The following is a 24068-nucleotide window of genomic DNA, read 5'->3' as shown; positions in this document are numbered from 1 at the left end:
GCGCCGCGCGACGGGGTCATGTCCCTTGCCGTGGTGCAGGGGGTCAGTGGTCCGTCCCGGGCGCACGGGTTTGTGTGCGCCCGGGACGGGGCCTACCGAAACGCCGGCAGGTTGCGCGCCACCCATGCGCCGAAGGAGCCGGCCGGGCGGTGGAGGACGGCCTCCACGTCCGGGCTGATCTTCTGCTCTGCCGGGAGTGGGACGCCGAGCACATCCAGAGTGCCGGTGACGACCTCCTCCGGCATGAACTGCGCCATGCGTGCATGAGCTTCCCCGCGGGAGAGCTCCACGAAGGTCACTTCCTCACCCAGGGCCTCCGAGATGACAGCGGCCTGCCGGCGTGGGCTGATCAGCTCGGGGCCAGTCAGCTCGTATGCCTGGCCGCTGTGGCCGTCCTCGCGCAGTGCGGCTGCGGCAACTGCGGCGATGTCCGCCGGGTCGATGACGGGCAATGCCACATTTGCGAACGGGGCGAAGACCGTGCGCTCGGTGCGGACCGTGTCGGCCCAGGCGAACGCGTTGGAGGCGAAACCGCCGGGGCGCAGGATGGTGAAGTCGCGCCCGGACTCGCGCACCGCCGTCTCGAAGTCCCGCAGGCGTGCGTGCGAGGGCGCTTCGGGGCGGGTGGCGCTGACCTGCGACGAGACCAGGACGATCCGCTCGACCCCGGCCTCCGTTGCCATGTCGAGCAGGGTGGTCGGGTTCTCGCCTCGGCTGTTGAGTTCGCCGCCCAGCAGCAGGAACAGGGCGCGAGCCCCTTCGAGGGCGGGCTGCAGGCCTGCGGCGGTCCCGATATCGGCCTGGACCCACCGGACATCGGCCTGGACCCACCGGACATCGGCCGCAGGCCCGGCGGGCCGGGGCCGCCGCGACACGGCCACCACCTCCTCGCCCGCCTCTGTCAGCAGCTCCACCAAGGTCCGCCCGATGTTGCCGGTTGCGCCTGTCACGGTGATCATTGCGACTCCCGAAGAAAGCTAGTTAGTTGACTGACTTAGATGGAAGCTAGCAACGCCCACCAGCGGCTGTCTATAGTCAGTTGGGTGACCAACTCAGTGAATCGGCGGGTGCGGGCCTCGCAGAAGCGTCAGCGGCTGACGGCGGCGGCGGCTCGGGTCCTCCATGAGCAGGGAGTCGAACGCACCACCCTCGCGGACATCGCGCGCGAGGCCGAGGTCCCTGTCGGGAACGTGTACTACTACTTCAAGACCAAGGACGAGCTGGTCCAGGCCGCGCTGTCCGAGCACAGCGCCCACCTGGACGAACTCACCGGCCGGCTGGAACAGCTGGCTGACCCGCGCGACCGCCTCAAGGCGCTGATCGCAGCGTGGGTCGACCAGCGCGACGTCGCCGCCCGCTACGGCTGCCCCACCGGAACCCTGGCCGTCGAGCTCGACAAGCGCGCCGATGGGACCCTCGATGCCGAAGCCGGCGCAGTCATCCGGCGACTGCTGGACTGGGCCGGGCGCCAGTTCCGCGAACTGGGCCTCTGCGACCCGGACGACTTGGCCCTCACCCTCGTCTCCGCCTACCAGGGCATGTCGCTCCTGGCCAACGCCCTGCGCGACCCGGACATCATGACTCGCGAAGGAGCCCGTCTCCTGCGCTGGCTCGACTCCCTCCAGGCTCCCGACGGGCACATGTGAACCCACCGCGCGACCATTGGCCGAGCTCACCTGCCGATACGCTCGCCGGACCGTCGGCTCCGGTGCCGCGGCAGACTGATGGGCACCGCGAAGCGTGATTGCCTCCGCCCTCCTTGGCCGTGTGCCTAGGTGGGCGTCCTTCTTCACCTGGGACCGACCGTCCTGCCGTCGTAGTGCCTCGCAGCATCGACAGGCCGGCGAAGCCCGGGCGGCCCCTTGACCTCACGGCGTTGAGCGTCAAGGGCGTCGCTGATGCCTCGGGGCGTGAGTGGGGCGCCAAGCCGGGGCCCGCGCGGGGTGCTGACCACGGAGCGCCGCTCTCCGGAGTGAACGACCGGCCCTCGCCGTGTCCTGCGGCCCGTCCACCGTCGTTGTGCTGATCATGCGAATGATCTTCCCCCTGATGGCCGTCACCCCGACGGGTCGCCGGACGGGCTGAACCCTTCCATGCCCACGTACCCGCGCCGCGTGGCGGCCGTCGCACTGCTCGCCCCGTTGTGCGCCGTGACCGCCTGCACAGCCCCGAAGACCCCGTCGCTCAGCGCCGACGACACCGTCAGGGCCGCCCAGGCCCTGCTCACCGACCGGTGCCTGACCCGTCAGGGCCTCACCCCGCCGCGCCCGGGACAGAGCCCGTCCGACTCCGAGGAGCAGCGCCGGGTCACTGACGCGCTGTTCGGGACCGGCCGGGCCGAGCTGTCCCTCACCCTGCCCAGCGGCCACGAGATCCGCCAGCACACCGACGGCTGCCTGGCCCAGGCCCAGCAGCGCCTCTACGGCGACCAGGAGCGCTGGTTCCGCGCCTCCACCACCGTCAACAACCTCAAGAACAGGGCCCCGGCGGGCGAACGGACCGCCTACCGGGAACTACGGGCGCACGCCGTCCGCACCGCCCGGACCATCCTCCAGTCCGCACACGAGAAAGGCACCTCACGATGAAGAAGCCCGCCCTCCTGGCCGCCGCGCTGGTCCTCGCCGCCGGCACCCCCCTGGCCACCGGCACCACGGCGTCGGCCGCCGACTGCCCCAGCGGCCAGTTCTGTGCGTGGGAGCACACCGACTTCCGGGGGCAGCGCGCCAACTGGCACGGGGATGACGGCTGGTGGGAGAGCTACATCGCCGACACCGACTCTTCCTGGGCCAACCACGGAATCGTGGGCCCGGGCATCCCGGCCCATGTCCAGGTGTTCGAGGACGCCTGGCAGGGCGGCGCCATGACCATCTGCCTCGCCCCCGGCCAGGAGGTCAACTGGAACGGCGTCGCCAACGACCGCGGCGACTCCCACAGGTGGGCCATGGGCTGCTGACCCCCCGGCCCCACCCAGCGAACCGGCCGGCACGGCGGAACACCCCGCCGTGCCAGACCTCGTCGGCTATTCCTACGACCTCGTCCTGGAATCGGTGCCGCGCAAGCGGCGGCCCCCGGAAGCGGGACAGTAGCCGGCTCAGCCGGACTCGACGAGCGACGACCGCACCGGTCACCCGGCATCACTGCCGCCGGGCAGTCAGGGCGGCGGCGCAGTGTTCGGCGAGGGCCAGGGTGGTGAGGTTGGGGTTCGCGGTGACCTGAGCAGGTCGAACGCCACGAAGTTGGGCGGCCACACCTGCGCCGCCCGGGCAGCTCCGGCACCACGCGGGCCAAGCCGGTTCTGCAACCGCTCGAACGCGAGGCGACCGCGGCGTCCCAGCCGGGCGGGCTGATCCGCCTGGCGGCGCGGCTGACTGCTCACGGCCGCCGCCTCGCCGGTACGGACCTGCTGTGGTCAGCTTGCGGAGCCACTGGTCAGGTGACTGCTGCTGAGGGTTGGAGTTCGTGGAGAGCGATATCGCGGAGCAGCACCCGGTTCAGCCGCCGAGGCGGTGTGCAAGGTCGAGCAGATCCGTCAGGTGCAGTACCCGTCCGTCGAAGCCTGGGAGGGGGACATGGAGTGGCTGGGTCCAGCGGGCGGGAATTGCGTCCAGCCCGTAGTACGCCCCCGCGAGGCCCCCGGTGACTGCGGCGACGGTGTCCGTGTCACCGCCCAGGTCGATTGCCGCGCGTATCGCGTCTTCGAAGCTGGTGGTGGTGCGCAGGGCCCAGATGGCGGAACCCAGGCAGGGCCAGACGGCGCCGTTGAACTCCGTTGCCTGATCGGGGTGCCAGTCGGCCGCGAGGACGGTGGCGTAGCGGCTGCGGTGGTCGGGGTGGACATGAGCCAGGATGTCCGGGAGCGCGGCGAGGGGGTCGGTGTCCTCGAACGTGACGCGGATGAGTTCGTGGAAGATCGCGGTGCCTTCCCAGGCCGCGCGGTCACCGTGGGTGAGGGCAGCGATGCGGCGGGCCGCGTCCATGGTGGCTTCCTGGCCGGCGGCCGCGAAGTGGACTGCGGAGGTCGATGCCCGCATCAAGGAGCCGTTTCCGGCTGCTCGTTGGTTGACCTGGAAATGGGTCGCGGCGGCGAGATCCCAGGGCATGCCGTTGGTCAGGACGTCTTCGGTCTGCAGGCCGATGTCCTTGGGGTCCGATGCTGCCCACCGCTGGAAGCGGGCGAAGATGTCCGGCAGGTCCAGTCCGCCCCGCTTCAGCAGCGATTCCGCGACCAGGACGGCCATCTGTGTGTCGTCGGTGGCCTCGCCGGGGTCCCAGCCACCGCCTCCGCACATCTCGCCACCGGCACCAGGCGCGGGAAACCGCGCGGAGAACGCTCCCTGGGGACCGAACTCGAAGGGGCCGCCCAGGGCGTCACCCACCGCTGAGCCGACGACCGCGCCGGCGGTCCGCTGAATCCGCCTCATTCGCGCAGGCTATCTGCGCCGCGCTGACGGCCGCACGGCCGTGTTCCTTCTTCGGCTCCCCGAACCACCAGCGGCGAACACCTCCATCGCGGTCGCATCCGGCAACTGCACGGTCCCGGCCACGATCTCCGGAAACGCCGGTCCCACCCGTCCCACTTGGGCTCGCTCGCCTCGGATCACGATGGTGCTCCCGGTTCTTCAAGCCGTGCTCTGAGCTTCGTGTCGAGCGTCTTCATCGTGCGACGAAAGGCCCTTTCCAGATCGACGTCATACAGGTGAGCCAGGACGAGCACCGACCACAGGCAGTCCGCGAGCTCGTGCTCGGGCTGGTTTGCAGGTCAGGCGCTGAACTGGGCGAGCGCGTCGGACTCCCGCCGGCGATACTCACCTTGTCCGGAGCTCGGCACGGGCCTGCTGCCCCGGGGAGCGGCCCACGGGCCGGGCGGCCGCTACCCCTGCCCGGGCCGGCCGCTACCCCTGCCCGGGCCGGCCGCTACCCCTGCCCGGGCGGCCGTTACCCCTGCCCGGGGATCGGCACCGCCTGGCCGCTGACCCGGGTGCGGGGGTCCTGCGGTGTTACGTCGATCAGCAGGTCGCTGGGGCGGCCCATGTCCTCGCCCTGGCGGATCGCGATGGTGGCGGGCGCGGTGACCAGGCCCAGGGCACGCAGGTAACCGCCGAAGGCCGCGGCGGCCGCACCCGTCGCGGGGTCCTCCACGACACCGCCGACGGGGAACGGGTTACGGGCGTGGAAGCGTTCCGGCGACTCGCGCCACACCAGATCGACCGTCGTCCATCCGTACCGCCGCATCACCTCGGCGAGTCCGTCGAAGTCGTAGTCGACGTCGGCCAGACGCGCCCGCGAGGCCGCGGCGAGCACCAGATGGTCGTTGCCGCCGAACGCCACGTGCGGGGGGAGCGCGGGGTCGAGATCGTCGGGCTTCCAGCGCAACGCCGTCAGTGCGTCGTGGAGTTCCGTGGCGAGTGCGGGACGGGACCGGGTCGGCACGCTGGTCAGCGTGGCCCGCACCGCGCCCGCACCGTCGGCCGCGGTGGACACGGGGATCTCGCCCGCGAGGGTGTCCAGCACGATCTCTCCCGGGCCCAGGCGCTCGGCCAGGGCGACGGCCAGCGCGACGGTCGCGTGACCGCAGAACGCCACCTCCGCGAGCGGACTGAAGTAGCGCACCCGGAAGCGCCGCGCCGCCGGGTCCCCGCCCGTGACGAAGGCCGTCTCGGAGTAGCCCACCTCGGCGGCGATCCCGAGCATCGCCGCGTCGTCGAGTCCGGAGGCGTCGAGGACGACACCGGCGGGGTTGCCGCCCGCCGGGTCGCCGGTGAAGGCGGAGTAGCGCAGGATCTCGGTCCCGGTCAGCGGATCGGGGAGGTGCTCCCCGCGGCTCGTTCCCGTCACGTCACTGGTCATGGCTCAACGCTGTCATCACCTGCCGATCGTGTCCAACGATGGATTGTGATTGCGCCCATCGATGATGTGCATGGACTGGCATAGCCTGCGGCCGTGGACACCCGACTGCTGACGACCTTCACCACGCTCGCCCGCACCGGCGGTTTCACCGCTGCCGCCGCCGAGCTGCACCTGGCGCAATCCACGGTCACCGTGCACATCCGCACCCTGGAACGGGACCTCGGGGTCCGGCTCTTCGACCGTCTCCCCACGGGCGCCCGGCTCACCGAGGCCGGTCGCCGGCTGCTGGAGGGAGCCGAGGACGTCCTCGACGCCGTGGCCCGGCTGAGGGCCGGCTGCGCCGAGGACGGGGCCGTGTCGGGGCGGGTGGTGGTCGGCACCCCCGAGTCGCTGTGCGCGACCCGGCTGCCCGCCGTGATCGCCGGCCTGCGCACCAGCCATCCCGAGGTGGACGTGCACCTGCACGCGGCCGGGCCCGCGGAGTGTGTCGAGGGACTGCGGTCCGGACGCCTCGACCTGGCGCTGATGTGGGAGGAGGAGAGGGAGTACCCCGATCTCACGACCGAACCGGTCGCCCGTGAGGCGCTGGTCCTCGTCTGCGCTCCGGGCCACCCCCTCGCCGCGGCGGACCACGAGGTGACCTGGGAGGAACTGGCGGCGGAGAGCTTCTTCCTGCTGGAGGAGGGCTGTTCCTACAGCGACGCGTTCGCGCGCGGGCTGCTCGCCGTGCCCGGTGCCCGGCCCCGACTGACCCGCTTCGGCAGCGTGGACGCCGTGCGTTCCTGCGTGGCGGCAGGGCTCGGGCTGACCCTGCTGCCCCGGACGACCGTGGCGGAACAGCTGGTCCGGGGCCGGCTGGCGGAGGCCGGCGGACCCCCCTTCCCGGACGTGTCGGTACGGCTGGCCCGGCACCGGCGGCGGTGGGCGGCACCGGCCGTGCGGGAGTTCGCCCGGGAACTCGTGCGCCACTGGGGCGCATGACCGCGGCCGGCCCTCACCCGGCTAGGGAGCGGATACGGGGTCCGACGGGCCTCGTCCGGCGAGACTGAGCCGCATTCCGCACAGGTCCTCGGCCTCGACGTGGACCTCCATGCCCCAGTAGGCGGTGAGGCGGTGGGCGACCGCGACCAGTCGGCGGCGGTCCTCCGTCGTGTACGCCGGGTAGCGGGCCCATCCCTGGTCGGCGATCCGGTTGCCGAGCTCGGTGAACAGGATGGCCTGGTACCGGCGTTCCTCCTCCCCGGTGAGGGGAGCGGGGCCGTCGTCCGCAGGCTGCAGCCGGACGTTGTACAGGTCGCGAATCATCGTCTCTTCCCTGCTGAACTGATCGGACACCGGGCCGCCGCACAGGCCGCCGGAGATCAGGACCGGTACGGCTGCTGGGGCTGCCCGTACGGGTTGCCCTGCGATCCGGCCGCCTCCTGCGCCTGCAGCTGTTCCGCCTGCTCCTTGGTGACCCTCTGTTCCGCTCCGCAGAACGTGCACTGCGTCGCGTACTTCGTCGAGAACGGGAACAGCGGCACGAAGAACAGGGTGAACTTCGTGACGCGCTTCCTGAGCGCATGAGCGGAGGGGTTGCCGCAGCGTCCGCACACCAGCGTGAGTATGGCCAGCTGGTACAGGTATCCCTTGGTGCCGAAGATGATCACGGTGCCGGTCCCTTCCCGGGGCAGTGCCTGCCATGACCGGGAGATCCGGCCACGTGCTCATCTTCGCGCACGTCGATCCGTCAGGTGCAAGACGCGGCGGTCCGGCTGTGCCGCGCGGGGGCCGGGAGCGACCGGGCTCAGCCTTCCCCGGCCACGGACAGGGCTCAGCCCTCGCCGGCCACGGACGCGCGCAGTCGCGCGCTGGCCATGCGCATGTGCTCCGCCATGGCCCGGTCCGCGGCCTCCGGATCGCGGGCGCGGATGGCCTGGAGCACCGCGTCGTGCTCGCACAGCGTGCCGCTGACCGTGCCCTCGATGTCGCTGACCCGTTCCATCCACACCTGGAGCAGCGCCCGGATGCTGTGCAGGATGTCGCTGAGGACGCTGTTGCGCGCGATCCTGGCCGTCTCCAGGTGGAAGGCGATGTCGGCGTCGATGAAGGCCGTGACGTCGCCGCCCGCGTCGCGCATGTGCCGCAGGTGCTCCTCCAGCCGGGCCACGTCCTCGTCGGTCGCGCGCTCCGCCGCCAGACGGGCGGACACACCCTCCATGTAGGTCCGCACCTCGACCAGGTCCTGGGTGCGCCGCTGGCCCAGCATCAGGCCCCAGTTGATCGCGCGGGGCAGGAACTCCGAGGTGCCCTCGCGCACGTAGGAGCCGGAGCCCGGACGGATCTCGATGATGCCGAGGACGTCCAGTGCGGACAGTGCGCCGCGCACGCTGGACCGGGCGACCCCGAGGGCCTCGGCCAGCTGCCGCTCGGCGGGCAGCCGCGTGCCGGGCTTGATGTCCCCGGCCGAGAGGTGGTCGAGGAGCCGCTTGGCGACCTCGCTCACGGAGGACTCGCGCACCACGGGGCGCAGCAGTTGCGCGAGGTCGGGCGCGGTGGCGGAGCTGTGCTGATCAGGCTGACTGGTCACGGTCACCAGTCAACCAGATGCCGTCGTCACCCGACTGGCCAGCGGGTTCACCCATCCCATGGGTGTGGTTTGTCAAGAGTTGGGTCACCACGGAATCTATGATCGTCGCCACACTGGTAAATTGGTGACCAATTTGGATCGGGGGCATAGCGTGAGGGCGAACCGGTCGGACGCCCGAAGAATGGCGGACCGCCTGGTGTGACCCACCCCGGACGGAGTTGTCCGGGCGAGCCGAGGAGTCGCCATGGGTGCCCACGCGCCATCCGAGGCAGTCGAGAGAACTGCCATCAAGAAGGTCTCAGTCCGCCTCGTGCCGTTCGTGGCGCTGATGTTCTTCGTGAACTACCTGGACCGCACGGCCGTCTCGTTCGCGGAACCGAACGGCATGGGCCAGGACCTTGCCCTGACCGCCGCCCAGTTCGGCTTCGCGTCCGGGATCTTCTTCCTCGGCTACATCGTGCTCGAGGTGCCCAGCAACATGGCCCTGCACCGCTTCGGGGCCCGCCGCTGGCTGGCCCGGATCATGGTGACCTGGGGCATCGTCTCCCTGCTGTTCACCTGGGTCAGCAACAGCGAACAGCTCTACGCGCTGCGCTTCCTGCTCGGTGTCGCCGAGGCCGGCTTCTTCCCCGGCGCGATCCTGTTCCTCAGCCAGTGGGTGCCCGCCCGCCACCGCACCAAGATCCTCGGCCTGTTCTATCTCGCCCAGCCGCTGACCACCGTGTTCGGCGCCCCGCTGGCGGGCTGGCTCATCGGACGCCACGGCCTGTTCGGCCTCGAGGGCTGGCGCGTGATGTTCCTCTTCGTCTCGCTGCCCGCCATCGTCCTCGGCGTCGTCGCCTGGTTCTACCTCATCGACAAGCCCGCGGACGCCAAGTGGCTCACGTCCGCCGAGCGGGACTGGCTGACCCGGGAACTGGCCGCGGAGAACGCCCGCAAGACCGGCCACGAGGGCAAGCACGCCAAGGGCGACCTCAAGGCCGCCTTCACCAGCGGCCGCGTCTGGATCCTCGCGGTGGTCTACTTCGGATTCGTCTACGGCCTCTACGCGCTCGCCTTCTTCCTGCCGACGATCATCAACGGCTTCCAGGAGCAGTACGACACCACGTTCAGCGTGATGGACAAGGCGTGGATCACCGCCATCCCGTACCTGCCCGCCGCCGTCGTCCTCTTCTTCTGGACCCGGCACGCCACCCGCCACGGCACCCGCACCTGGCACGTGGCCGGCCCGGCCGTCGTCGGCGGCCTCTCCATCCCCCTCGCCCTCTACATGGGCTCCCCGACCGCCACGGTCGCCGTGATCACCGTGACCGCCTGCGCGATCTTCGCCGCCCTGCCCGTCTTCTGGTCCGTGCCCTCCCGCTTCCTGACCGGCGCCGCCGCCGCGGCCGGCATCGCCCTGATCAACACGGCCGGCAACATCGCCGGGTTCGCCTCCAGCTACATCACCGGCTGGCTCAAGGACTGGACCGGCGCCTACTACGTACCGCTCTACCTGGTCGGCTTCTTCATGCTGCTGTCGGCCGCCCTGATGATCTGGCTCGCCACCCGGCACCGCACCGGCGAACCGGCCCCCGAGCCCGAGCACCAGTCCCTGGAGGCCCTTCGATGACCCGTCTGTTCAACGACCCCGCCGCCTTCGCCGACGAGGCACTGGAAGGCTTCACCGCCGCGCACCGGCGCCGGGTCCGGCCCGTCACCGGCGGTGTCGTCCGGGCCGGCGCCACCCCGGCCGGTCAGGTGGCCGTGGTGATCGGCGGCGGCTCGGGCCACTACCCCGCCTTCTCCGGGCTGGTCGGCCGGGGCCTGGCGCACGGCGCGGCGGTCGGCAACGTCTTCGCCTCCCCCTCCGCCCAGCAGATCCGCTCCGTGGCCCGGGCCGCGCACGGCGGCGCCGGTGTGCTGCTGATGTACGGCAACTACGCCGGCGACGTCCTGCACTTCGGGCAGGCCGCCGAGCGGCTCGCCGCCGACGGCATCGACGCACGGACCTTCGCCGTCACCGACGACATCTCCAGCGCGGCCCCCGGGGAGTCCGCGAAGCGGCGTGGCATCGCCGGCGACCTGCCCGTCTTCAAGGCGGCGGCCGCGGCGGCCGAACAGGGCCTGCCGCTGGAGGAGGTGCTGGCCGTCGCAGAACGCGCGAACGCCCGTACCCGCTCCTTCGGTATCGCGTTCTCCGGCTGCACCCTGCCCGGCGCCGACCACCCCCTGTTCACCGTCCCCGAGGCCCGCATGGCCGTCGGCCTCGGCATCCACGGGGAGCCGGGCATCGGCGAGGAGCCCCTGCCCACCGCCGACGAGGCGGCCCGCCTCCTGGTCGGCACGCTGCTGAAGGAACTCCCCGAGGACGTCGGGCGCCCCGGCGGACGGCGCGCCGCCGTGATCCTCAACGGCCTCGGCTCGGTCAAGTACGAGGAACTGTTCGTCGTCTACCGCAAGGTCGCGGCCCTCCTCGACGAGGCCGGCGTGGAGATCGTCGACCCCGAGGTCGGGGAACTCGTCACCAGCTTCGACATGGCCGGCGTCTCCCTCACCCTCACCTGGCTGGACGACCGCCTGGAAGAGCTGTGGCGCGCCCCGGCCGACACCCCCGCCTACCGCAAGGGCGCCCTCGGCGAGCCCGAGGCGCCCGCCTCCGGCCCGGTCCGCGCGGCCGATGAGGCGCCGGAGGCGGGCATCCCCGCCGCGTCCGAAGCCTCCCGGCACGCCGCCGGCGCCGTCCTGGCCGCACTCGACGCCGTGGCCGTCACCGTCGACGCGCACGTGGACGAGCTCGGCCGCATCGACGCCGTGGCCGGCGACGGCGACCACGGCATCGGCATGCAGCGCGGCTCCACCGCCGCCCGCCGGGCCGCCGCCGACGCCCACGAACTCGGCGCGGGCGCCGGCACCGTCCTCGCGCATGCCGCCGACGCCTGGGCCGACAAGGCGGGCGGCACCTCCGGCGCCCTGTGGGGCACCATCCTGCGCGCCGTCGGCAACGCCCTCGGCGACCAGGAGGCCCCCACCGCCGCCCGCGTCGCGGAAGGGGTCACGGAGGCCTCCGCCGCCGTGCGCCGGCTGGGCGGGGCCGAGGTCGGCGACAAGACGATGGTCGACGTCCTCGTCCCCTTCGCCGACACCCTCGCCGCCGCCGTCTCCGAGGGCCTGCGCCTCACCACTGCCTGGGACCGCGCCGCCGGTGCCGCCGAGGCCGCGGCCGCCGCCACCGCCGGCCTGCTGCCCCGCAAGGGCCGGGCCCGGCCGCACGCCGAGAAGTCCCTCGGCACGCCGGACGCCGGCGCCCACTCGCTCGCCCTGATCACCCGCGCCGTGCACGGCGTACTGCTCAACCACCACTGAGGAAAGCCGACATGACCGACAAGCTCCGCATCGTCGTCGGATCCGACGACGCCGGCCACCAGTACAAGGAAGCCCTCAAGCAGGACCTGCAGAACAGCTCCCTGGTCGCCGAGGTCACCGACGTGGGCGTCGACGCCGACGGCCACACCGCCTACCCCAAGGTCGCCATCGCCGCCGCCGAGATGGTCGCCCGCGGCGACGCCGACCGCGCCCTCCTGGTGTGCGGCACCGGCCTGGGCGTGGCCATCGCCGCCAACAAGGTCAAGGGCATCCGCGCCGTCACCGCCCACGACTCCTTCTCCGTCGAGCGGGCGATCCTCTCCAACAACGCGCAGATCCTCACCTTCGGCCAGCGGGTCATCGGCCTGGAACTCGCCCGCCGCCTGGCCGCCGAGTGGCTCACCTACCGCTTCGACGAGTCCTCGGCGTCGGCGGCCAAGGTCCAGCTGATGTGCGACTACGAGAACGGCGAGGCCGCCGCCTGATGTCCGGCCCCGCCACACCCCCCGTCCTGCTGGGGGTGAGCCTGAAGATGTACTTCGGCCACCACCAGACCCTCAACTGGGCCCGCAAGGTCGCCGGCCTGGCCCACCGGCACCCCGCCGTCACCTCCGGCGCCGCCCGCCTGTTCGTCCTCCCCGCCTTCCCGGCCATCGTCCCGGCCGCCGGCATCCTCACCCCGTACGGCATCGCGCTCGGCGCCCAGGACATCGCCACCGAGGACACCGGCCCCTACACCGGCGAGGTCGGCGGCCCGTTCCTGAAGGAGATCGGCTGCCGCTACGCCGAGGTCGGCCACGCCGAGCGCCGCCGCCTGTACGGCGAGGGGGACATGGTCGTCGCCGCCAAGACCGCCGCCGCCCTGCGCAACGGACTCACGCCGGTGCTGTGCGTGGGCGAACGCGACCAGGTCCCGCCGGAGGAGGCGGCGCGGCGCACGGTCGCCGAGGCCGAGCGCCTGCTGCACGGACTCGACGGCGCAGTCGTCCTCGCCTACGAACCCCAGTGGGCCATCGGCGCACCCGAGCCCGCCTCCACCGAGCACATCGCCACCGTCTGCACCGCGTTGCGGGACTGGCTCGACAGCCGTCCGGGGCACCCCGGTTCGACCGTCATCTACGGCGGCAGCGCCGGCCCCGGCCTGCTCACCCGCCTGGAGGGCACCGCCGAAGGGCTCTTCCTCGGCCGGTTCGCGCACGACCCGGCGAACGTCGAGGCGATCCTGGACGAGATCCGCACCCCGCCGGCGGTGGCGTGATGGCGTACGGCATCAGCACCTACGCCTACTTCTGGCGCATCTCCGCCCGCGCACCGCGGCCGATGACCCTCACCGAGATGCTGACGGACACCGCCCGCCTCGGCGGACAGGTCTTCCAGATCTGCGACTACGCCCCCATCGAGTCCTACGACACCGAGCAGCTCGCCGACCTCCGCGCCACCGCCGACGGCCTCGGCCTGCGCCTGGAACTCGGCACCCGCGGCATCCGCCCCGGACACCTGCGGAAGTACCTGGACATGGCGGGCGAGCTGGGCGTCACCCTGGTGCGCTCCATGCTCAACACGGCGGACCACCGGCCGGACACCACCGAGGCGGTCGCCCTGCTGAAGGAGGCGGTGCCCCGCTACGCCGACGCCGGCGTGACCCTGGGCCTGGAGACCTACGAGCAGGTGGCCACCGACGACCTGATGACCGTCGTACGCGCCGTCGACAGCCCGCACCTCGGCGTCGTCCTGGACCCCGGCAACAGCGTCGCCCGGCTGGAACGCCCCGCGGACGTCGTGGCCGCCACCGCGCCGCACGTGGTCAACATCCACGTCAAGGACTTCGCGTTCACCCGCCGCGACGGCTGGGTCGGCTTCACCTACGCCGGCTGCCCGCTCGGCGAGGGCCTGCTCGACTACGACGGCATGATCGCCGCCGTACGCCCGCGAGAGAGCGGCATCAACCAGATCGTGGAGCACTGGCTCCCGTGGCAGGACGAGGGCTACGACGCCACCGCCCGGCTCGAACACCAGTGGACGCAGCACAGCATCACCACTCTTCTGAGGAGCAAGTAAATGGCCACCGAGATCCAGACCCAGGCCGGCGTGAAGACCGTCGCCGTCATCGGGGCCGCCGGCAAGATGGGCCAGCGCGTCTCCAACAACCTGGTCAAGAGCGACTTCCGGGTGCTCTTCAGCGAGGCGTCCCCCAAGGGCCAGGACCTGATCCGCGGCCTCGGCCGGGAGCTGACCGAGTCCGCCGACGCCGCCGCCGAGGCCGACGTGGTGATCCTCGCCGTCCCGGACGTCGTCCTCGGCAAGGTCTCCGAGGAACTGGTGCCGCTGATGAAGCCGGGCACGATCGTCCTCACCCTCGACCCGGCCGCCGCCTACGCCGGTCTGCTCTTCGCACGCGAGGACATCCACTACGCCTGCGCCCACCCCTGCCACCCGTCGGTGTTCCTGGAGCGCACCACCAAGGAGGAGTGGCAGGACACCTTCGGCGGCATCGCCGCCCCGCAGGAGGTCGTCGCCGCGTACGAGGGCGGGGACGCCGGCAGGCAGGAGCTGGCCGAGGCCGTCATCCGCGTGATGTACGCCCCCGTGGTCGACGTCCACTGGGTCACCGTCAAGCAGCTCGCCGTGCTGGAGCCCACCCTCGTCGAGACCATCGCCTGCATGGTCGGCGCCCTGCTCACCGAGGCCCTGCACGAGACCGTCCACACCGTCGGCGTCCCGGAGAAGGCCGCCCGCGCGATGCTGCTGGGTCACACCCAGGTCGCCCTGGCCAACACCCTGAAGGGCTCCAACCCCTTCTCGGACGCCTGCCTGATCGCCATGGACTACGGGCGCGAGTCCATCGTCCGCGACGACTGGAAGAAGGTCTTCGACGACGAGGAGCTGGACAAGGTCATCACGCGCATGCTGAAGATCAAGGAGATCAAGCGCTGACGCACCCCCGGGTGTGACGCCGGAGGCCGGTGGGTGCCTCCGGCGTCGCCGCGTCTACGCCCGCGTGTCGAACTCGGCGGTGATCCGCAGCAGCTCGGACACGTCCGAGCCCACGGGGATCTCGCGCGGGGCCGAGCCCCGACGGAACAGGCGGGCGTCCCGTTCACCCCCGAGGACGGCGCGGTCGCCCTCGACCCGCAGCCAGGAGCCCTCGCGCAGGCCGAGCACGGGCACGTCGTTCTCCTCCAGGAACTCCGTCAGCCGCTCCTCGCGGGTCTCGCCCTTGTGCGTCGAGTCCGGGTCCGGGTCGAGGTAGTGCGGGTTGATCTGGAACGGCACCAGCCCGAGCGCCTCGAAGGACGGGGGCTGGACGATCGGCATGTCGTTGGTGGTGCGCAGCGAGGGCGCGGCCATGTTGGTGCCCGCGCTGGCGCCCATGTAGGGCAGCCCGTCCCCGACCGCCTTGATCAGCGCCTCCCGCAGCCCCGTGCGGTACAGCGCGCTGAGCAGCCGGAAGGAGTTGCCGCCGCCCACGAACACCGCGTCCGCCTCGCCGAGCCGGGCCACCGGGTCGCCGCCGTCGTGCACGCCCCGTACGTCGATGCCGTGCCCGGTGAGCGCCTCGCGCACCTTGGCGGTGTAGGCGTCGTGGTCGGCGAGCGCGTACGGCACGAAGGCCAGCCGGGCCCCGGCCGGCAGGAAGCCGGTGACGGTGTCGAGGGCGTGTTCCAGGTAGCCGCGGCCGTACTGGGTGGAGTTGGACAGGAGCAGCAGTTTCACGGGGCGGTCCTCATCAGCGGGGTGGATCGGTGCGTCGGGTCGGGGGTGCGACGGTGCGTCAGGTTGTACGGGGGGAACGCGGGCGGCGGTGGTGCTGGGGCGGGTGCGTCAGACGCTGCTCCAGCAGCCGGGCGGCGCGGCGCAGCACGTCGAGCCGGTCCTCGGGCCCGTCGGGGAAGCGCTCCTTGGCGGCGCCGAGGCTGAGGCTGCCGTACGGCTCCGAGCCGAGGAACACCGGCACCGCGACGGTGCCGATGCCGCTGTCGTACTCGCCGACCGTCCAGGCCCAGCCCTGCGCCCGCACCTGCCGGAACTCGCGCTCCAGCTGGTCGGGGTCGGTGACCGTGCGCTCCGTGAAGCGCGCCATGGGACGGCCGTGGAAGAGCCGGTGGCGCTGGTCGTCCGGCAGGAAGGCGTAGTACGACTTGCTGGTCGCACCGGCGTGCGCCGGGTACAGCTCGCCGACCAGCGGGTAGTAGCGCAGCGGCCCCTCCTCGCCCTCGACGGCCGCCACACAGCGCATGTGGAAGCTGTCGGGCAGGCAGAACAGCACCGTGTCGCCGGTCGCCGCCCGCAGTTCCTGCAGGACCGGTTCCGCGAGCAGTTCCAGGGAGCCCGAGCGCTCCCAGAGGCGGCCCAGGCGCAGGGCGGCCGGGCCGATGCGGTAGCGGCGGGTCGCCGGGTCGGAGACCAGGAAGCCGCGTCCCGCGAGCGTCGAGAGCAGGCGCTGGGCGACCGAGGTGTCCCAGCCGAACTCGCCGGCGATCTCCGTGACGCCCCAGTCGGGCCGGGTGCGCTCGAACGCCAGCAGCACCAGCAGGGCGCGGTCGACGGTCTGCAACGCCCCGGCCGGGGTCTTCCGGTCGGCGGGCTGCACGGGCTGACCGGTCACGGCAGCTCCTCTCACTCGGTCGCCACTGTCCCGCGCATCTCGCCATTCAGACCTGAATTGCAGATAACGGGAAACAGTTGCGGAGAACGTTAACGGATCACGAACCTGCTGTCAGCACCGCCCCAGGTGCGGATCAGGAGAACTGCCCCATGTTGAAGTACGTCCTGGACATCGTGGATCTGCTGGACGATCCCGACGTCGACGGCAAGCGCGTCGCGGCCCACCTCGACTCCGTCGCGGGGCCCGAGGGCTCCGGCGCGGAGGTCACCACCGTCACCGGCGAGCGCGGCTCGACGGACTTCGTGCTCGTCCGCATCCCGGGCCGCAACGGCCGGACCGGCGGCGGCCCGGCCCGCACCCTCGGTGTGGTGGGGCGGCTGGGCGGCGTCGGGGCGCGCCCGGAGATGACCGGCCTGGTCTCCGACGCCGACGGCGCGGTGGCCGCGCTGGCCACCGCCGCCAAGCTGCTCGACATGCGCCGCCGCGGGGACGTGCTCGACGGCGACGTGGTCGTCGCGACGCACATCTGCCCGGACGCCCCGACCGCACCGCACGACCCGGTGCCGTTCATGGACTCGCCGGTCGACATCGCGACCATGAACCGGCACGAGGTCACGGGCGAGATGGAGGCGGTGCTCTCCATCGACACCACCAAGGGCAACCGGATCATCAACCACAAGGGCCTCGCCCTGTCGCCCACCGTCAAGGAGGGCTGGGTGCTCAAGGTCAGCGACCAGCTCGGTCAGCTGCTGGCCGTCGTGACCGGTGAGCCGTTGGTCACGTACCCGGTGACCACCCAGGACATCACCCCGTACGGTAACGGTGTACACCACATCAATTCGATCCTGCAGCCGGCCACGGCGACGGCCGCTCCGGTCGTCGGCCTCGCGATCACCTCCGCGGCGGCGGTGCCCGGCTGCCAGACGGGCGCGAGCCACGAGACCGACATCGCGGCCGCGGCCCGGTTCGCCGTCGAGACCGCGAAGGCCTACGGCGGCGGACGCCTGGAGTTCCACGATGCCCAGGAGTTCGACTCGCTCGTGTCCCGTTACGGCTCGCTGGCACACCTGCAGACCTTCGGCCGCGCCCCCAGGGAGTCGTGATCATGGCCGCGCACTACAACACCGACGCCGCCCCGGAGACCGGCGGCGCCAGAGCGGTGGGCAGCGACGACTACGCGCTGTCCCGCGTCCCGCGCGAGAAGCGGCTCGGCTTCTGGACGATGCTGCTGCAGTGGCTCGCCCAGTCGGGCTCGATCTCGCAGTTCACCCTCGGCGCCACCATCGGCGTGGGCATGTCCTTCGGGGACGCCTTCCTCGCGTTCACCCTCGGCGCGGTGATCCTGGAGGTCGTGATCTTCGCGATCGGCCTGGCCGGCATGCGCGAGGGCCTGGCGACGCCGCTGCTCACCCGCTGGGTCGGCTTCGGCCGCAACGGCTCGGCCCTGGTCAGCCTGGTGATCTCCATCAGCCTCGTCGGCTGGTTCGGTGTGCAGAACACGATCTTCGGCGACAGTGTGTCCTCGCTGGTCGGCGGGCCGTCCTGGCTGTGGTGCGCGGTCGCCGGCGTGGCGATCACCGTGCTGGTCATCTTCGGCTTCCGGTACATGGCCGTCTTCGCGAAGATCGTCACCCCGCTGTTCTTCGCGATGGTCGCCTGGTCGGTCACCGACGCCCTGAGCGACCACTCGCTGTCCGAGCTGATCCACTCCCCGGCGCCCGGGGAGAGCATCCCGCTCGCCGTCGCCGCGACCGCCATCGCGGGCGGCTACATGACGGGCGCGATCGTCTCGCCGGAGATGACCCGCTACAACCGCAAGGGCAGCCACGTCTTCCTGCAGAGCGCCTCGTCGATGATCCTGTCCGAGTACATAGTCGGCCTGACCGGCGTCCTGCTCGGCCACATGGTCGGCAGCGGCCAGGTCTCGCAGATCGTGCTCTCGACCTCCGGCGTCTTCGGCGTGCTCGTCGTCCTGATGTCCACGGCGAAGATCAACGACTGGAACCTGTACGGCTCCTCGCTCGGCGTCGTCAACTTCTTCCAGGTCGTCTTCGGCAAGCGCCTGCACCGCGGCGCGGTCACCATCGCCCTCGGCGTCGCCGGCACCGTCCTGTCCGCGGTCGGCATCATGACCCACTTCACCGACTTCCTGTCCGTGCTGGGCGTGGCCATCCCGCCGGTGGGCGGCATCATCGTCGCCGAGTACTGGGTGGTGCGCCGCACGCGTGCGCCCCTGGACGCCACCCGCGAGGCCGGGACCCTGCCCGCCACCTCGCCGACCTGGGTGCCGATGTCCCTCGTCATCTGGGCGGTCGCGTTCTGTGTCGGCAAGTTCTACGACGGCGGCATCCCCGCCCTGAACTCCCTGCTGGCCGCGTTCGTCCTCTACTGCGTCCTCGGCTACGCCGGCTGGATCAGGACGTACGGCACCACGACCCTCGACGACGACGCCGGCACCGTCCCGTCCCAGGCCGCCCCCGGCACGGCCACCGTAGGAGCATGATGAGCACCACCGTCCCGACCGCCCTCGTCCCCGCCTCCGAGGAGGCGCAGCGCGAAGTCGTCGAGCTGTGCGCGGAGCTGATCCGCTTCGACACCTCCAACCCCACCAGCGACGAGCGGGCCTGCGCCGACTGGGTCGTGGCCCGTCTCGCCGAGGTGGGCATCGCCTCCGAGCTGGTGGAGAGCGCCCCGGGCCGCGCCAACGTCATCGCCCGCATCCCCGGCGCCGACCCGGCGCGCGGCGCCCTGCTCGTCCACGGTCACCTGGACGTCGTCCCCGCCGACCCGGCCGAGTGGCAGGTGCCGCCGTTCTCCGGCGAGATCCGCGACGGCTACCTGTGGGGGCGCGGCGCCATCGACATGAAGGACACGGTGGCCGTCATGCTGGCCACCGCCCGGCACTTCGCCCGCACCGGCACCCGGCCCGCCCGCGAGATCGTCCTCGCCTTCCTCGCCGACGAGGAGGCGGGCGGCAGGTTCGGCGCCCACTGGCTGGTCGAGCAGCGGCCCGAACTGTTCGCCGGGGTCACCGAGGCGATCGGCGAGGGCGGCGGCTTCAGCTACGCCCTGGACGACACCCGGCGCCTGTACCCGATCGAGAACGCCCAGCGCGGCATGGCGTGGATGGAGCTGACGGCCACCGGGCGGGCCGGGCACGGCTCCTCCCCGAACGACGAGAACGCCGTCACCGACCTCGCCGAGTCCCTCACCCGCATCGGCCGCCACACCTTCCCGGTCCGGTTGATCGAACCCGTGCGGGCCCTGCTCGCCGAGGCCGCCCGCCTCCAGGGCGTCGACGTCGACCTCGACGCGGAGGACCTGGACACCGAGCTGGCCAAGCTGGGCCCGGTGACCGACTTCATGCAGGTCGTGCTGCGCAACTCGGCCAACCCGACCATGTTCTCGGCCGGCTACCAGACGAACGTGATCCCGGGGAAGGCCACGGCCCGCGTCGACGGCCGCTTCCTGCCCGGCCACGAACAGGAGCTGATCGACACGATCGACGCGCTGCTCCTGCCCTCGGTCTCCCGGAGGTGGGTCAACCACGACATCGCGATGGAGACCACCTTCGACGGCCCGCTCGTCGACGCCATGTGCGCCGCCGTACGCGCCGAGGACCCCGACGGCCACCCGGTGCCGTACTGCAACCCGGGCGGCACCGACGCCAAGGCCTTCACCAAGCTGGACATCCGCTGCTTCGGCTTCAAGGGCCTGAAGCTGCCCCACGACCTCGACTACGGCCGCCTCTTCCACGGCGTCGACGAACGGGTACCGCTGGAGGGCCTGCGCTTCGGGGTGCGGGTGATGACCCGGCTGTGGCAGGGCTGCTGAAACGGCCCGGGAATGCGCCGGCGGCGGACGGTGTTGACTGGGGCGACTGACATGCGCGGGTCAGAACCGCAGCCGCGCGGCGGTCGAGAGGAGCACCCATGGCACGCAGCACCGCACGCCCGGTCGTCCGGCTGAAGTCGACCGCCGGGACCGGCGTCACCTACGTGACGCGCAAGAACCGGCTCAACGACCCCGACCGGCTCGTCCTGCGCAAGTACGACCCGGTGGCCGGGCAGCACGTCCCCTTCCGCGAGGAACGCTGAACGGCAGGCCGGAGCGAGGAGATCTCATGAAGGTTCGCAATTCCCTGCGCTCACTGAAGGCCAGGCCCGGCGCACAGGTGGTGCGCCGCCGGGGCGTGACCTACGTGATCAACAAGAAGGACCCGCGTTTCAAGGCCCGCCAGGGCTGAGAAGCGTCACGGTCCCTGCGGCCCGGTCCCGTGAGCGGCGGGACCGGGCCGTTCCATGCCGTGACGCGGCTCAGTCGGCGATGTCGACGCCGTACCCCCGGGCCAGGGCCTCCAGCCCGTGGTCGTAACCCTGGCCGACGGCCCGCAGGCGCCAGCTGTCACCGCGCCGGTAGATCTCGGCGAGCAGCATGGTGCGCTCGGTGGTGGCGGCGTCCAGGGTGGCCTGCACGAGCGCCGCCGCGCTGGAGCCGGGGCCGGAGCTGATGTGCAGGGCACCGACGTCGCCGAAGGCCGGGGAACCGTCGATGGCGGCCGCGACGACGACCTTGCGGGCCGAGGGCGGCAGTGTGGCGAGGTCCACGCTGACGGTCTGCTCGGTCGGCCCGTCGCTCAGGAGCCGTACCGTGCCGCCCGGGTTCTCCGGTGCGCCGTAGAAGACGAAGTCCTCGTCGAACGCGACCTGGTCGTCCTCGTCCAGCACGAAGGCGACCACGTCGATCTCGCACACCGTCTGCTGCGCCCACGACGCGGTGACGGTCCAACGGGGCGCCGGCCCTCGTCCGTCGGGCAGCGGCAGGTCGACGACGCCACCGCACGGCAGCACGTGGGCGGCCGCGCGCCGGTCACCGGCTCGGGGCTGTTCCGCGACGACAGGGGCGATCAGCCACGCGGCGTCGTGGGTGGGCAGGAGCAACGAGGTGATGCGGGCCATGCGGCGGTCGGCGTGGCCACCGTCGAGGAGGACGACGTCGGTGACACCGGCGGACAGGTTGATGGCCGCGGCTCCACCGAGTTCCACGACGCGGGTGCGAGCGGCCACCGCGTCGGGGTGGGTGCCGCCGAGCACGAGCACACGCCGCCCGGAGAGCGGCCCGCGCGGCTTGGCCGGACGCCGGACGGGCTGTGGGCGGTGCGCCGCCTCCGGTTCCGTCCGCGCCGCAGGCCCGGTGGCCTCGGGCGACGGCTCGCGCGGTGCCGGAACGGCCGGTGGTACGGGCGCGGTGGCGGACGGGCCGGTGGCGGACGGGCCGGCGGCGGTCCGCGGGCTCGTGCCGTCGTGGCGGGTGCCGGGCCGGACATCACCGAGCAGCCGCAGGAACGCCGGCTCGTCGATGACCGGAACACCTTCGGCCAGGGCGCGCCGGGCCTTGGCGGAGCCCGTGGAGGCGTCATTGGTGACCAGGGCGCTGGTGTGCCGGCTGACGGTCGTCATCATGTTCAGTCCGGCTGCGGAGGCCCGGCTCACCAGTTCGGCCCGCGCGGTCCGCGTCTCCCCGGTGATGGCGATCTTCATGCCCTGCACCAGAGGTCCGCCCGCCGTGAGCCGCCCCGGATTGCGGAAGGCGCACACCGCCTTCGGCGGCTTCGGCGCGAACCGCGGATCCTGCCGGGGCGGGCAGGCCACCAGCGGCAGCGGCAGGCCGAGCTGCGCCGCCTCCCGCAGCGAGGCGCGCAGCACGCCGGCCAGTACCCGGGTGTCGTCGAGCGCGTCGTGCGCCCGGACCTGAGGGACGCCGTAGTGCGCGGCGAGCGTGCCGAGTCTCAGGTCGTCGGTCGGCGGATCGACGCGGCGGTTCAGCGCGAGCGTGCACAGCCGTCGGGTGACCGGCAGCGGGACGCCGGCACGGGCGAACTCGTGGGCCAGGAAGTCGTAGTCGAACTGTGCGTTGTGCGCGACCAGGACCCGGTCCCGCAGCATGCCGCCGATCCGCTCGGCCACCTGCTCGAAGGTGGGCGCCCCGCGCAGCCGCTCGGCCGTCAGACCGTGCACGTGCACCGGCCCCGGGTCGCAGCCGGGGTCCAGGAGCGTCGAGAACTCCCCGGTCTGCCCACCGTCGGGGCCCAGCGTCACCACGGCAACGGAGAGCACCCGGTCACGGCGTGGGACGAGCCCCGAGGTCTCCACGTCCACCAACGCCCAGTCATGGGCGTAGTCGTGCAGGTCGGACAGGTCGGGGGCGGCAGACGCGAGAGACATGACGGAAGGATGATGGCATATCCCTCGGTCCTTCAACCCGAATGCCCATTGCTCCTGGTTTGCCTGACACCCAGTGAGGAGTACTGCGCCACCCCGTCGGAGCGGGGCCGGGCGCGGACGTGCCCCGGGGTGTGGGGAGCCCCGGGGCACGGTTGCTTCAGGCCGAAGGTGTGAAGCGTGTCATGGTGTCACCGTGTCACGGCACGATCTTCAGCAGGCGGTTCGGTGAGCCCGTACCGGGGCTGGTGACCTTGCCCGTCGTGGCGCCGTTCACCAGGGCGGTGGCGACCTGTGCCGGGGTGGCGGTGGCGTGGTTCGCCAGGTAGACCGCGGCCGCGCCCGCGACGTGCGGGGTCGCCATCGACGTACCGGAGATGGTGTTGGTGGCGGTGTCACCGGTGTGCCAGCCGGCCGTGATGGAGGAGCCGGGCGCGAAGAGGTCGAGCACCGAGCCGTAGTTGGAGTAACCGGCCTTCGCGTCGGTGCTGGTGGTGGCGCCGACCGTGATGGCCTCGGTGACCCGGGCGGGGGAGTACGAGGAGGCGCTGGCACCGCTGTTGCCCGCCGCGACGGCGTAGGTGACGCCGCTGGCTATGGAGTTGCGGACGGCTCTGTCCAGGGTGGTGGACGCCCCGCCGCCGAGCGACAGGTTGGCGACCGAGGGGCCCGAGTGGTTCGCGGTGACCCAGTCGATGCCGGCGATGACGCCGGCGGTCGTGCCCGAGCCGTTGTTGTCCAGCACCCGGACCGCCACGACCTTCGCCTTCTTGGCGGCGCCGTAGGTCGTGCCCGCGATCGTGGTGGCCACATGGGTGCCGTGGCCGTTGCCGTCGGAGGCGGTGGTGTCGCCGTCCACGGCGTCGTAGCCGTAGGAGGCACGGCCGCTGATCTGCTGGTGGGTGATGCGTACGCCGGTGTCGATGACGTACGCCGTCACGCCGCTGCCGGCGCTGTCCGGGTAGGTGTAGGTGCCGGAGAGCGGGAGCGACGTCTGGTCGATGCGGTCCAGGCCCCAGGGCGCGTTGGACTGCGTCGTGTCGGCGAGGCGGACGCGCTGGTCCTGCTCGACGGAGGCCACGGCCGGGTCGGCGGCGAGCCGCCTGGCCTCGGTGGCGGAGAGGGTGACGGCGTAGCCGTTCAGGGCGCTCCGGAACGTCTTCTTCACCGTGCCGCCGTACTCCTCGACGACGTCCTTGCCGGCGGCCGAGGACGCCTTCAGGCCGGTGCTCTTCTTGAGCGTGACGATGTAGCTGTCCTTGACCGCCGTCGGCGAACCGGCGGCGAGGACGGTGCCCTCCGCGGGAGCGGCCTGGGCGGGAACGGCGGTGAGCCCGCCGGCGAGGGCGGTGGTGGCCACGCCGGCCAGTGCGGCGAACCGGAATCTCTTGCTCCGCAGTCGTGCCATGACGAGGGAGTCCTCCTCCGGACGGCGCGCGCCCGGGTGGGGCGCGCGTCTGTGGGGGGTGTGCGCGTGATC

Annotated in this window: 25 protein-coding genes and 1 pseudogene; 15 read left to right on the top strand and 11 right to left on the bottom strand. The window is 72.0% G+C overall.

Annotated elements, in window-relative coordinates; genetic code table 11:
- Positions 1 to 92: 92 nt before the first annotated feature.
- Positions 93 to 959, bottom strand: a complete 867-nt coding sequence (locus H0H10_RS22820) for an SDR family oxidoreductase (RefSeq protein WP_188182890.1) — start codon at positions 957 to 959, stop codon at positions 93 to 95.
- An 84-nt stretch (positions 960 to 1043) separates the two neighbouring features.
- Here H0H10_RS22820 and H0H10_RS22815 point away from each other — a divergent pair, with 84 nt between their 5' ends.
- The 3 genes from H0H10_RS22815 to H0H10_RS22805 all read left to right on the top strand — a co-directional run bounded on the left by H0H10_RS22815 (position 1044) and on the right by H0H10_RS22805 (position 2953).
- Positions 1044 to 1646: a TetR/AcrR family transcriptional regulator gene (locus tag H0H10_RS22815; RefSeq protein ID WP_188182889.1), complete on the top strand. Its 603-nt coding sequence runs from the start codon at positions 1044 to 1046 to the stop codon at positions 1644 to 1646.
- 447 nt (positions 1647 to 2093) lie between these two features.
- Positions 2094 to 2585, top strand: a complete 492-nt coding sequence (locus tag H0H10_RS22810) for a hypothetical protein (RefSeq protein WP_188182888.1) — start codon at positions 2094 to 2096, stop codon at positions 2583 to 2585.
- Positions 2582 to 2953: a peptidase inhibitor family I36 protein gene (locus H0H10_RS22805; RefSeq protein ID WP_188182887.1), complete on the top strand. Its 372-nt coding sequence runs from the start codon at positions 2582 to 2584 to the stop codon at positions 2951 to 2953. The genes H0H10_RS22810 and H0H10_RS22805 overlap by 4 nt, the downstream gene beginning before the upstream one ends.
- 538 nt (positions 2954 to 3491) lie before the next feature.
- Here the strand turns inward: H0H10_RS22805 and H0H10_RS22800 are convergent.
- The 3 genes and pseudogenes from H0H10_RS22800 to H0H10_RS22790 all read right to left on the bottom strand — a co-directional run bounded on the left by H0H10_RS22800 (position 3492) and on the right by H0H10_RS22790 (position 5847).
- A complete protein-coding gene (locus H0H10_RS22800) occupies positions 3492 to 4421 on the bottom strand; it encodes an ADP-ribosylglycohydrolase family protein (protein WP_188182886.1) in 930 nt (309 codons plus the stop codon).
- 176 nt (positions 4422 to 4597) lie between these two features.
- Positions 4598 to 4732, bottom strand: a pseudogene (locus H0H10_RS22795) (nucleotide pyrophosphohydrolase); the annotation flags it as partial.
- Between the two features lie 203 nt (positions 4733 to 4935).
- Positions 4936 to 5847 carry a PhzF family phenazine biosynthesis isomerase gene (locus tag H0H10_RS22790; RefSeq protein WP_188182885.1) on the bottom strand — a complete coding sequence of 304 codons (912 nt, stop codon included), beginning with the start codon at positions 5845 to 5847 and terminating at the stop codon, positions 4936 to 4938.
- 93 nt (positions 5848 to 5940) lie between these two features.
- Between H0H10_RS22790 and H0H10_RS22785 the strand changes: the two genes are divergently transcribed.
- On the top strand, positions 5941 to 6828 hold the full coding sequence (locus tag H0H10_RS22785) for a LysR family transcriptional regulator (RefSeq protein WP_188182884.1): 888 nt from the start codon (positions 5941 to 5943) through the stop codon (positions 6826 to 6828).
- Positions 6829 to 6849: 21 nt separating this feature from the next.
- Here the strand turns inward: H0H10_RS22785 and H0H10_RS22780 are convergent, their stop codons facing one another.
- The 3 genes from H0H10_RS22780 to H0H10_RS22770 form a co-directional block, all read right to left on the bottom strand.
- Complete coding sequence (locus H0H10_RS22780; protein WP_188182883.1) at positions 6850 to 7152, bottom strand: hypothetical protein; 303 nt, start codon at positions 7150 to 7152, stop codon at positions 6850 to 6852.
- Between the two features lie 56 nt (positions 7153 to 7208).
- Positions 7209 to 7496, bottom strand: a complete 288-nt coding sequence (locus H0H10_RS22775) for a zinc-ribbon domain-containing protein (protein WP_188182882.1) — start codon at positions 7494 to 7496, stop codon at positions 7209 to 7211.
- A gap of 164 nt (positions 7497 to 7660) precedes the next feature.
- Positions 7661 to 8422 carry a FadR/GntR family transcriptional regulator gene (locus H0H10_RS22770; protein WP_188182881.1) on the bottom strand — a complete coding sequence of 254 codons (762 nt, stop codon included), beginning with the start codon at positions 8420 to 8422 and terminating at the stop codon, positions 7661 to 7663.
- A 238-nt stretch (positions 8423 to 8660) separates the two neighbouring features.
- On the opposite strand from H0H10_RS22770, the gene H0H10_RS22765 reads away from it, so the two are divergent.
- The 6 genes from H0H10_RS22765 to H0H10_RS22740 are packed head-to-tail and all read left to right on the top strand — an operon-like array spanning position 8661 to position 14695.
- Positions 8661 to 10028, top strand: a complete 1368-nt coding sequence (locus tag H0H10_RS22765; protein WP_188182880.1) for an MFS transporter — start codon at positions 8661 to 8663, stop codon at positions 10026 to 10028.
- Positions 10025 to 11761, top strand: coding sequence for a dihydroxyacetone kinase family protein (locus H0H10_RS22760; RefSeq protein WP_188182879.1), 1737 nt, complete (start codon positions 10025 to 10027; stop codon positions 11759 to 11761). The genes H0H10_RS22765 and H0H10_RS22760 overlap by 4 nt, the downstream gene beginning before the upstream one ends.
- 11 nt (positions 11762 to 11772) lie before the next feature.
- Positions 11773 to 12246: a ribose-5-phosphate isomerase gene (locus H0H10_RS22755; RefSeq protein WP_188182878.1), complete on the top strand. Its 474-nt coding sequence runs from the start codon at positions 11773 to 11775 to the stop codon at positions 12244 to 12246.
- Positions 12246 to 13019: a triose-phosphate isomerase family protein gene (locus H0H10_RS22750; protein WP_188182877.1), complete on the top strand. Its 774-nt coding sequence runs from the start codon at positions 12246 to 12248 to the stop codon at positions 13017 to 13019. The genes H0H10_RS22755 and H0H10_RS22750 overlap by 1 nt, the downstream gene beginning before the upstream one ends.
- Positions 13019 to 13819 (top strand): sugar phosphate isomerase/epimerase family protein, encoded by an 801-nt coding sequence (locus tag H0H10_RS22745; RefSeq protein WP_188182876.1) that lies wholly within the window; start codon positions 13019 to 13021, stop codon positions 13817 to 13819. Before H0H10_RS22750 ends, H0H10_RS22745 begins: the two co-directional genes overlap by 1 nt.
- Entirely contained in the window at positions 13820 to 14695 is an 876-nt protein-coding gene (locus tag H0H10_RS22740) for a phosphogluconate dehydrogenase C-terminal domain-containing protein (protein WP_188182875.1), read from the top strand.
- Between the two features lie 54 nt (positions 14696 to 14749).
- Here H0H10_RS22740 and pepE read toward each other — a convergent pair whose 3' ends face one another.
- Entirely contained in the window at positions 14750 to 15475 is a 726-nt protein-coding gene (gene pepE, locus H0H10_RS22735; protein WP_188182874.1) for a dipeptidase PepE, read from the bottom strand.
- A gap of 58 nt (positions 15476 to 15533) precedes the next feature.
- Complete coding sequence (locus tag H0H10_RS22730) at positions 15534 to 16367, bottom strand: IclR family transcriptional regulator (protein WP_188182873.1); 834 nt, start codon at positions 16365 to 16367, stop codon at positions 15534 to 15536.
- 149 nt (positions 16368 to 16516) lie between these two features.
- On the opposite strand from H0H10_RS22730, the gene H0H10_RS22725 reads away from it, so the two are divergent.
- The 5 genes from H0H10_RS22725 to ykgO all read left to right on the top strand — a co-directional run bounded on the left by H0H10_RS22725 (position 16517) and on the right by ykgO (position 20613).
- Complete coding sequence (locus H0H10_RS22725; RefSeq protein WP_188182872.1) at positions 16517 to 17470, top strand: DUF1177 domain-containing protein; 954 nt, start codon at positions 16517 to 16519, stop codon at positions 17468 to 17470.
- Positions 17471 to 17472: 2 nt separating this feature from the next.
- Complete coding sequence (locus H0H10_RS22720; protein ID WP_188182871.1) at positions 17473 to 18870, top strand: cytosine permease; 1398 nt, start codon at positions 17473 to 17475, stop codon at positions 18868 to 18870.
- Positions 18870 to 20201, top strand: coding sequence for a M20/M25/M40 family metallo-hydrolase (locus H0H10_RS22715; protein ID WP_188182967.1), 1332 nt, complete (start codon positions 18870 to 18872; stop codon positions 20199 to 20201). The genes H0H10_RS22720 and H0H10_RS22715 overlap by 1 nt, the downstream gene beginning before the upstream one ends.
- Before the next feature lie 98 nt (positions 20202 to 20299).
- Complete coding sequence (gene rpmG / locus H0H10_RS22710; protein WP_188182870.1) at positions 20300 to 20464, top strand: 50S ribosomal protein L33; 165 nt, start codon at positions 20300 to 20302, stop codon at positions 20462 to 20464.
- Positions 20465 to 20490: 26 nt separating this feature from the next.
- Complete coding sequence (ykgO, locus tag H0H10_RS22705; RefSeq protein WP_114533933.1) at positions 20491 to 20613, top strand: type B 50S ribosomal protein L36; 123 nt, start codon at positions 20491 to 20493, stop codon at positions 20611 to 20613.
- A gap of 70 nt (positions 20614 to 20683) precedes the next feature.
- On the opposite strand, the gene H0H10_RS22700 is transcribed toward ykgO, so the two are convergent.
- Together H0H10_RS22700 and H0H10_RS22695 are read right to left on the bottom strand one after the other, a co-directional pair.
- On the bottom strand, positions 20684 to 22591 hold the full coding sequence (locus H0H10_RS22700; protein WP_188182869.1) for a TerD family protein: 1908 nt from the start codon (positions 22589 to 22591) through the stop codon (positions 20684 to 20686).
- A 196-nt stretch (positions 22592 to 22787) separates the two neighbouring features.
- Positions 22788 to 23996, bottom strand: coding sequence for a S8 family peptidase (locus tag H0H10_RS22695; RefSeq protein WP_188182868.1), 1209 nt, complete (start codon positions 23994 to 23996; stop codon positions 22788 to 22790).
- Between the last annotated feature and the right edge of the window lie 72 nt (positions 23997 to 24068).

Source organism: Streptomyces griseicoloratus (assembly GCF_014534645.1).
In the GTDB taxonomy this organism is placed as follows: Bacteria; Actinomycetota; Actinomycetes; order Streptomycetales; family Streptomycetaceae; genus Streptomyces; species Streptomyces griseicoloratus.
This window is presented reverse-complemented; position numbering and strand designations above follow the sequence as displayed.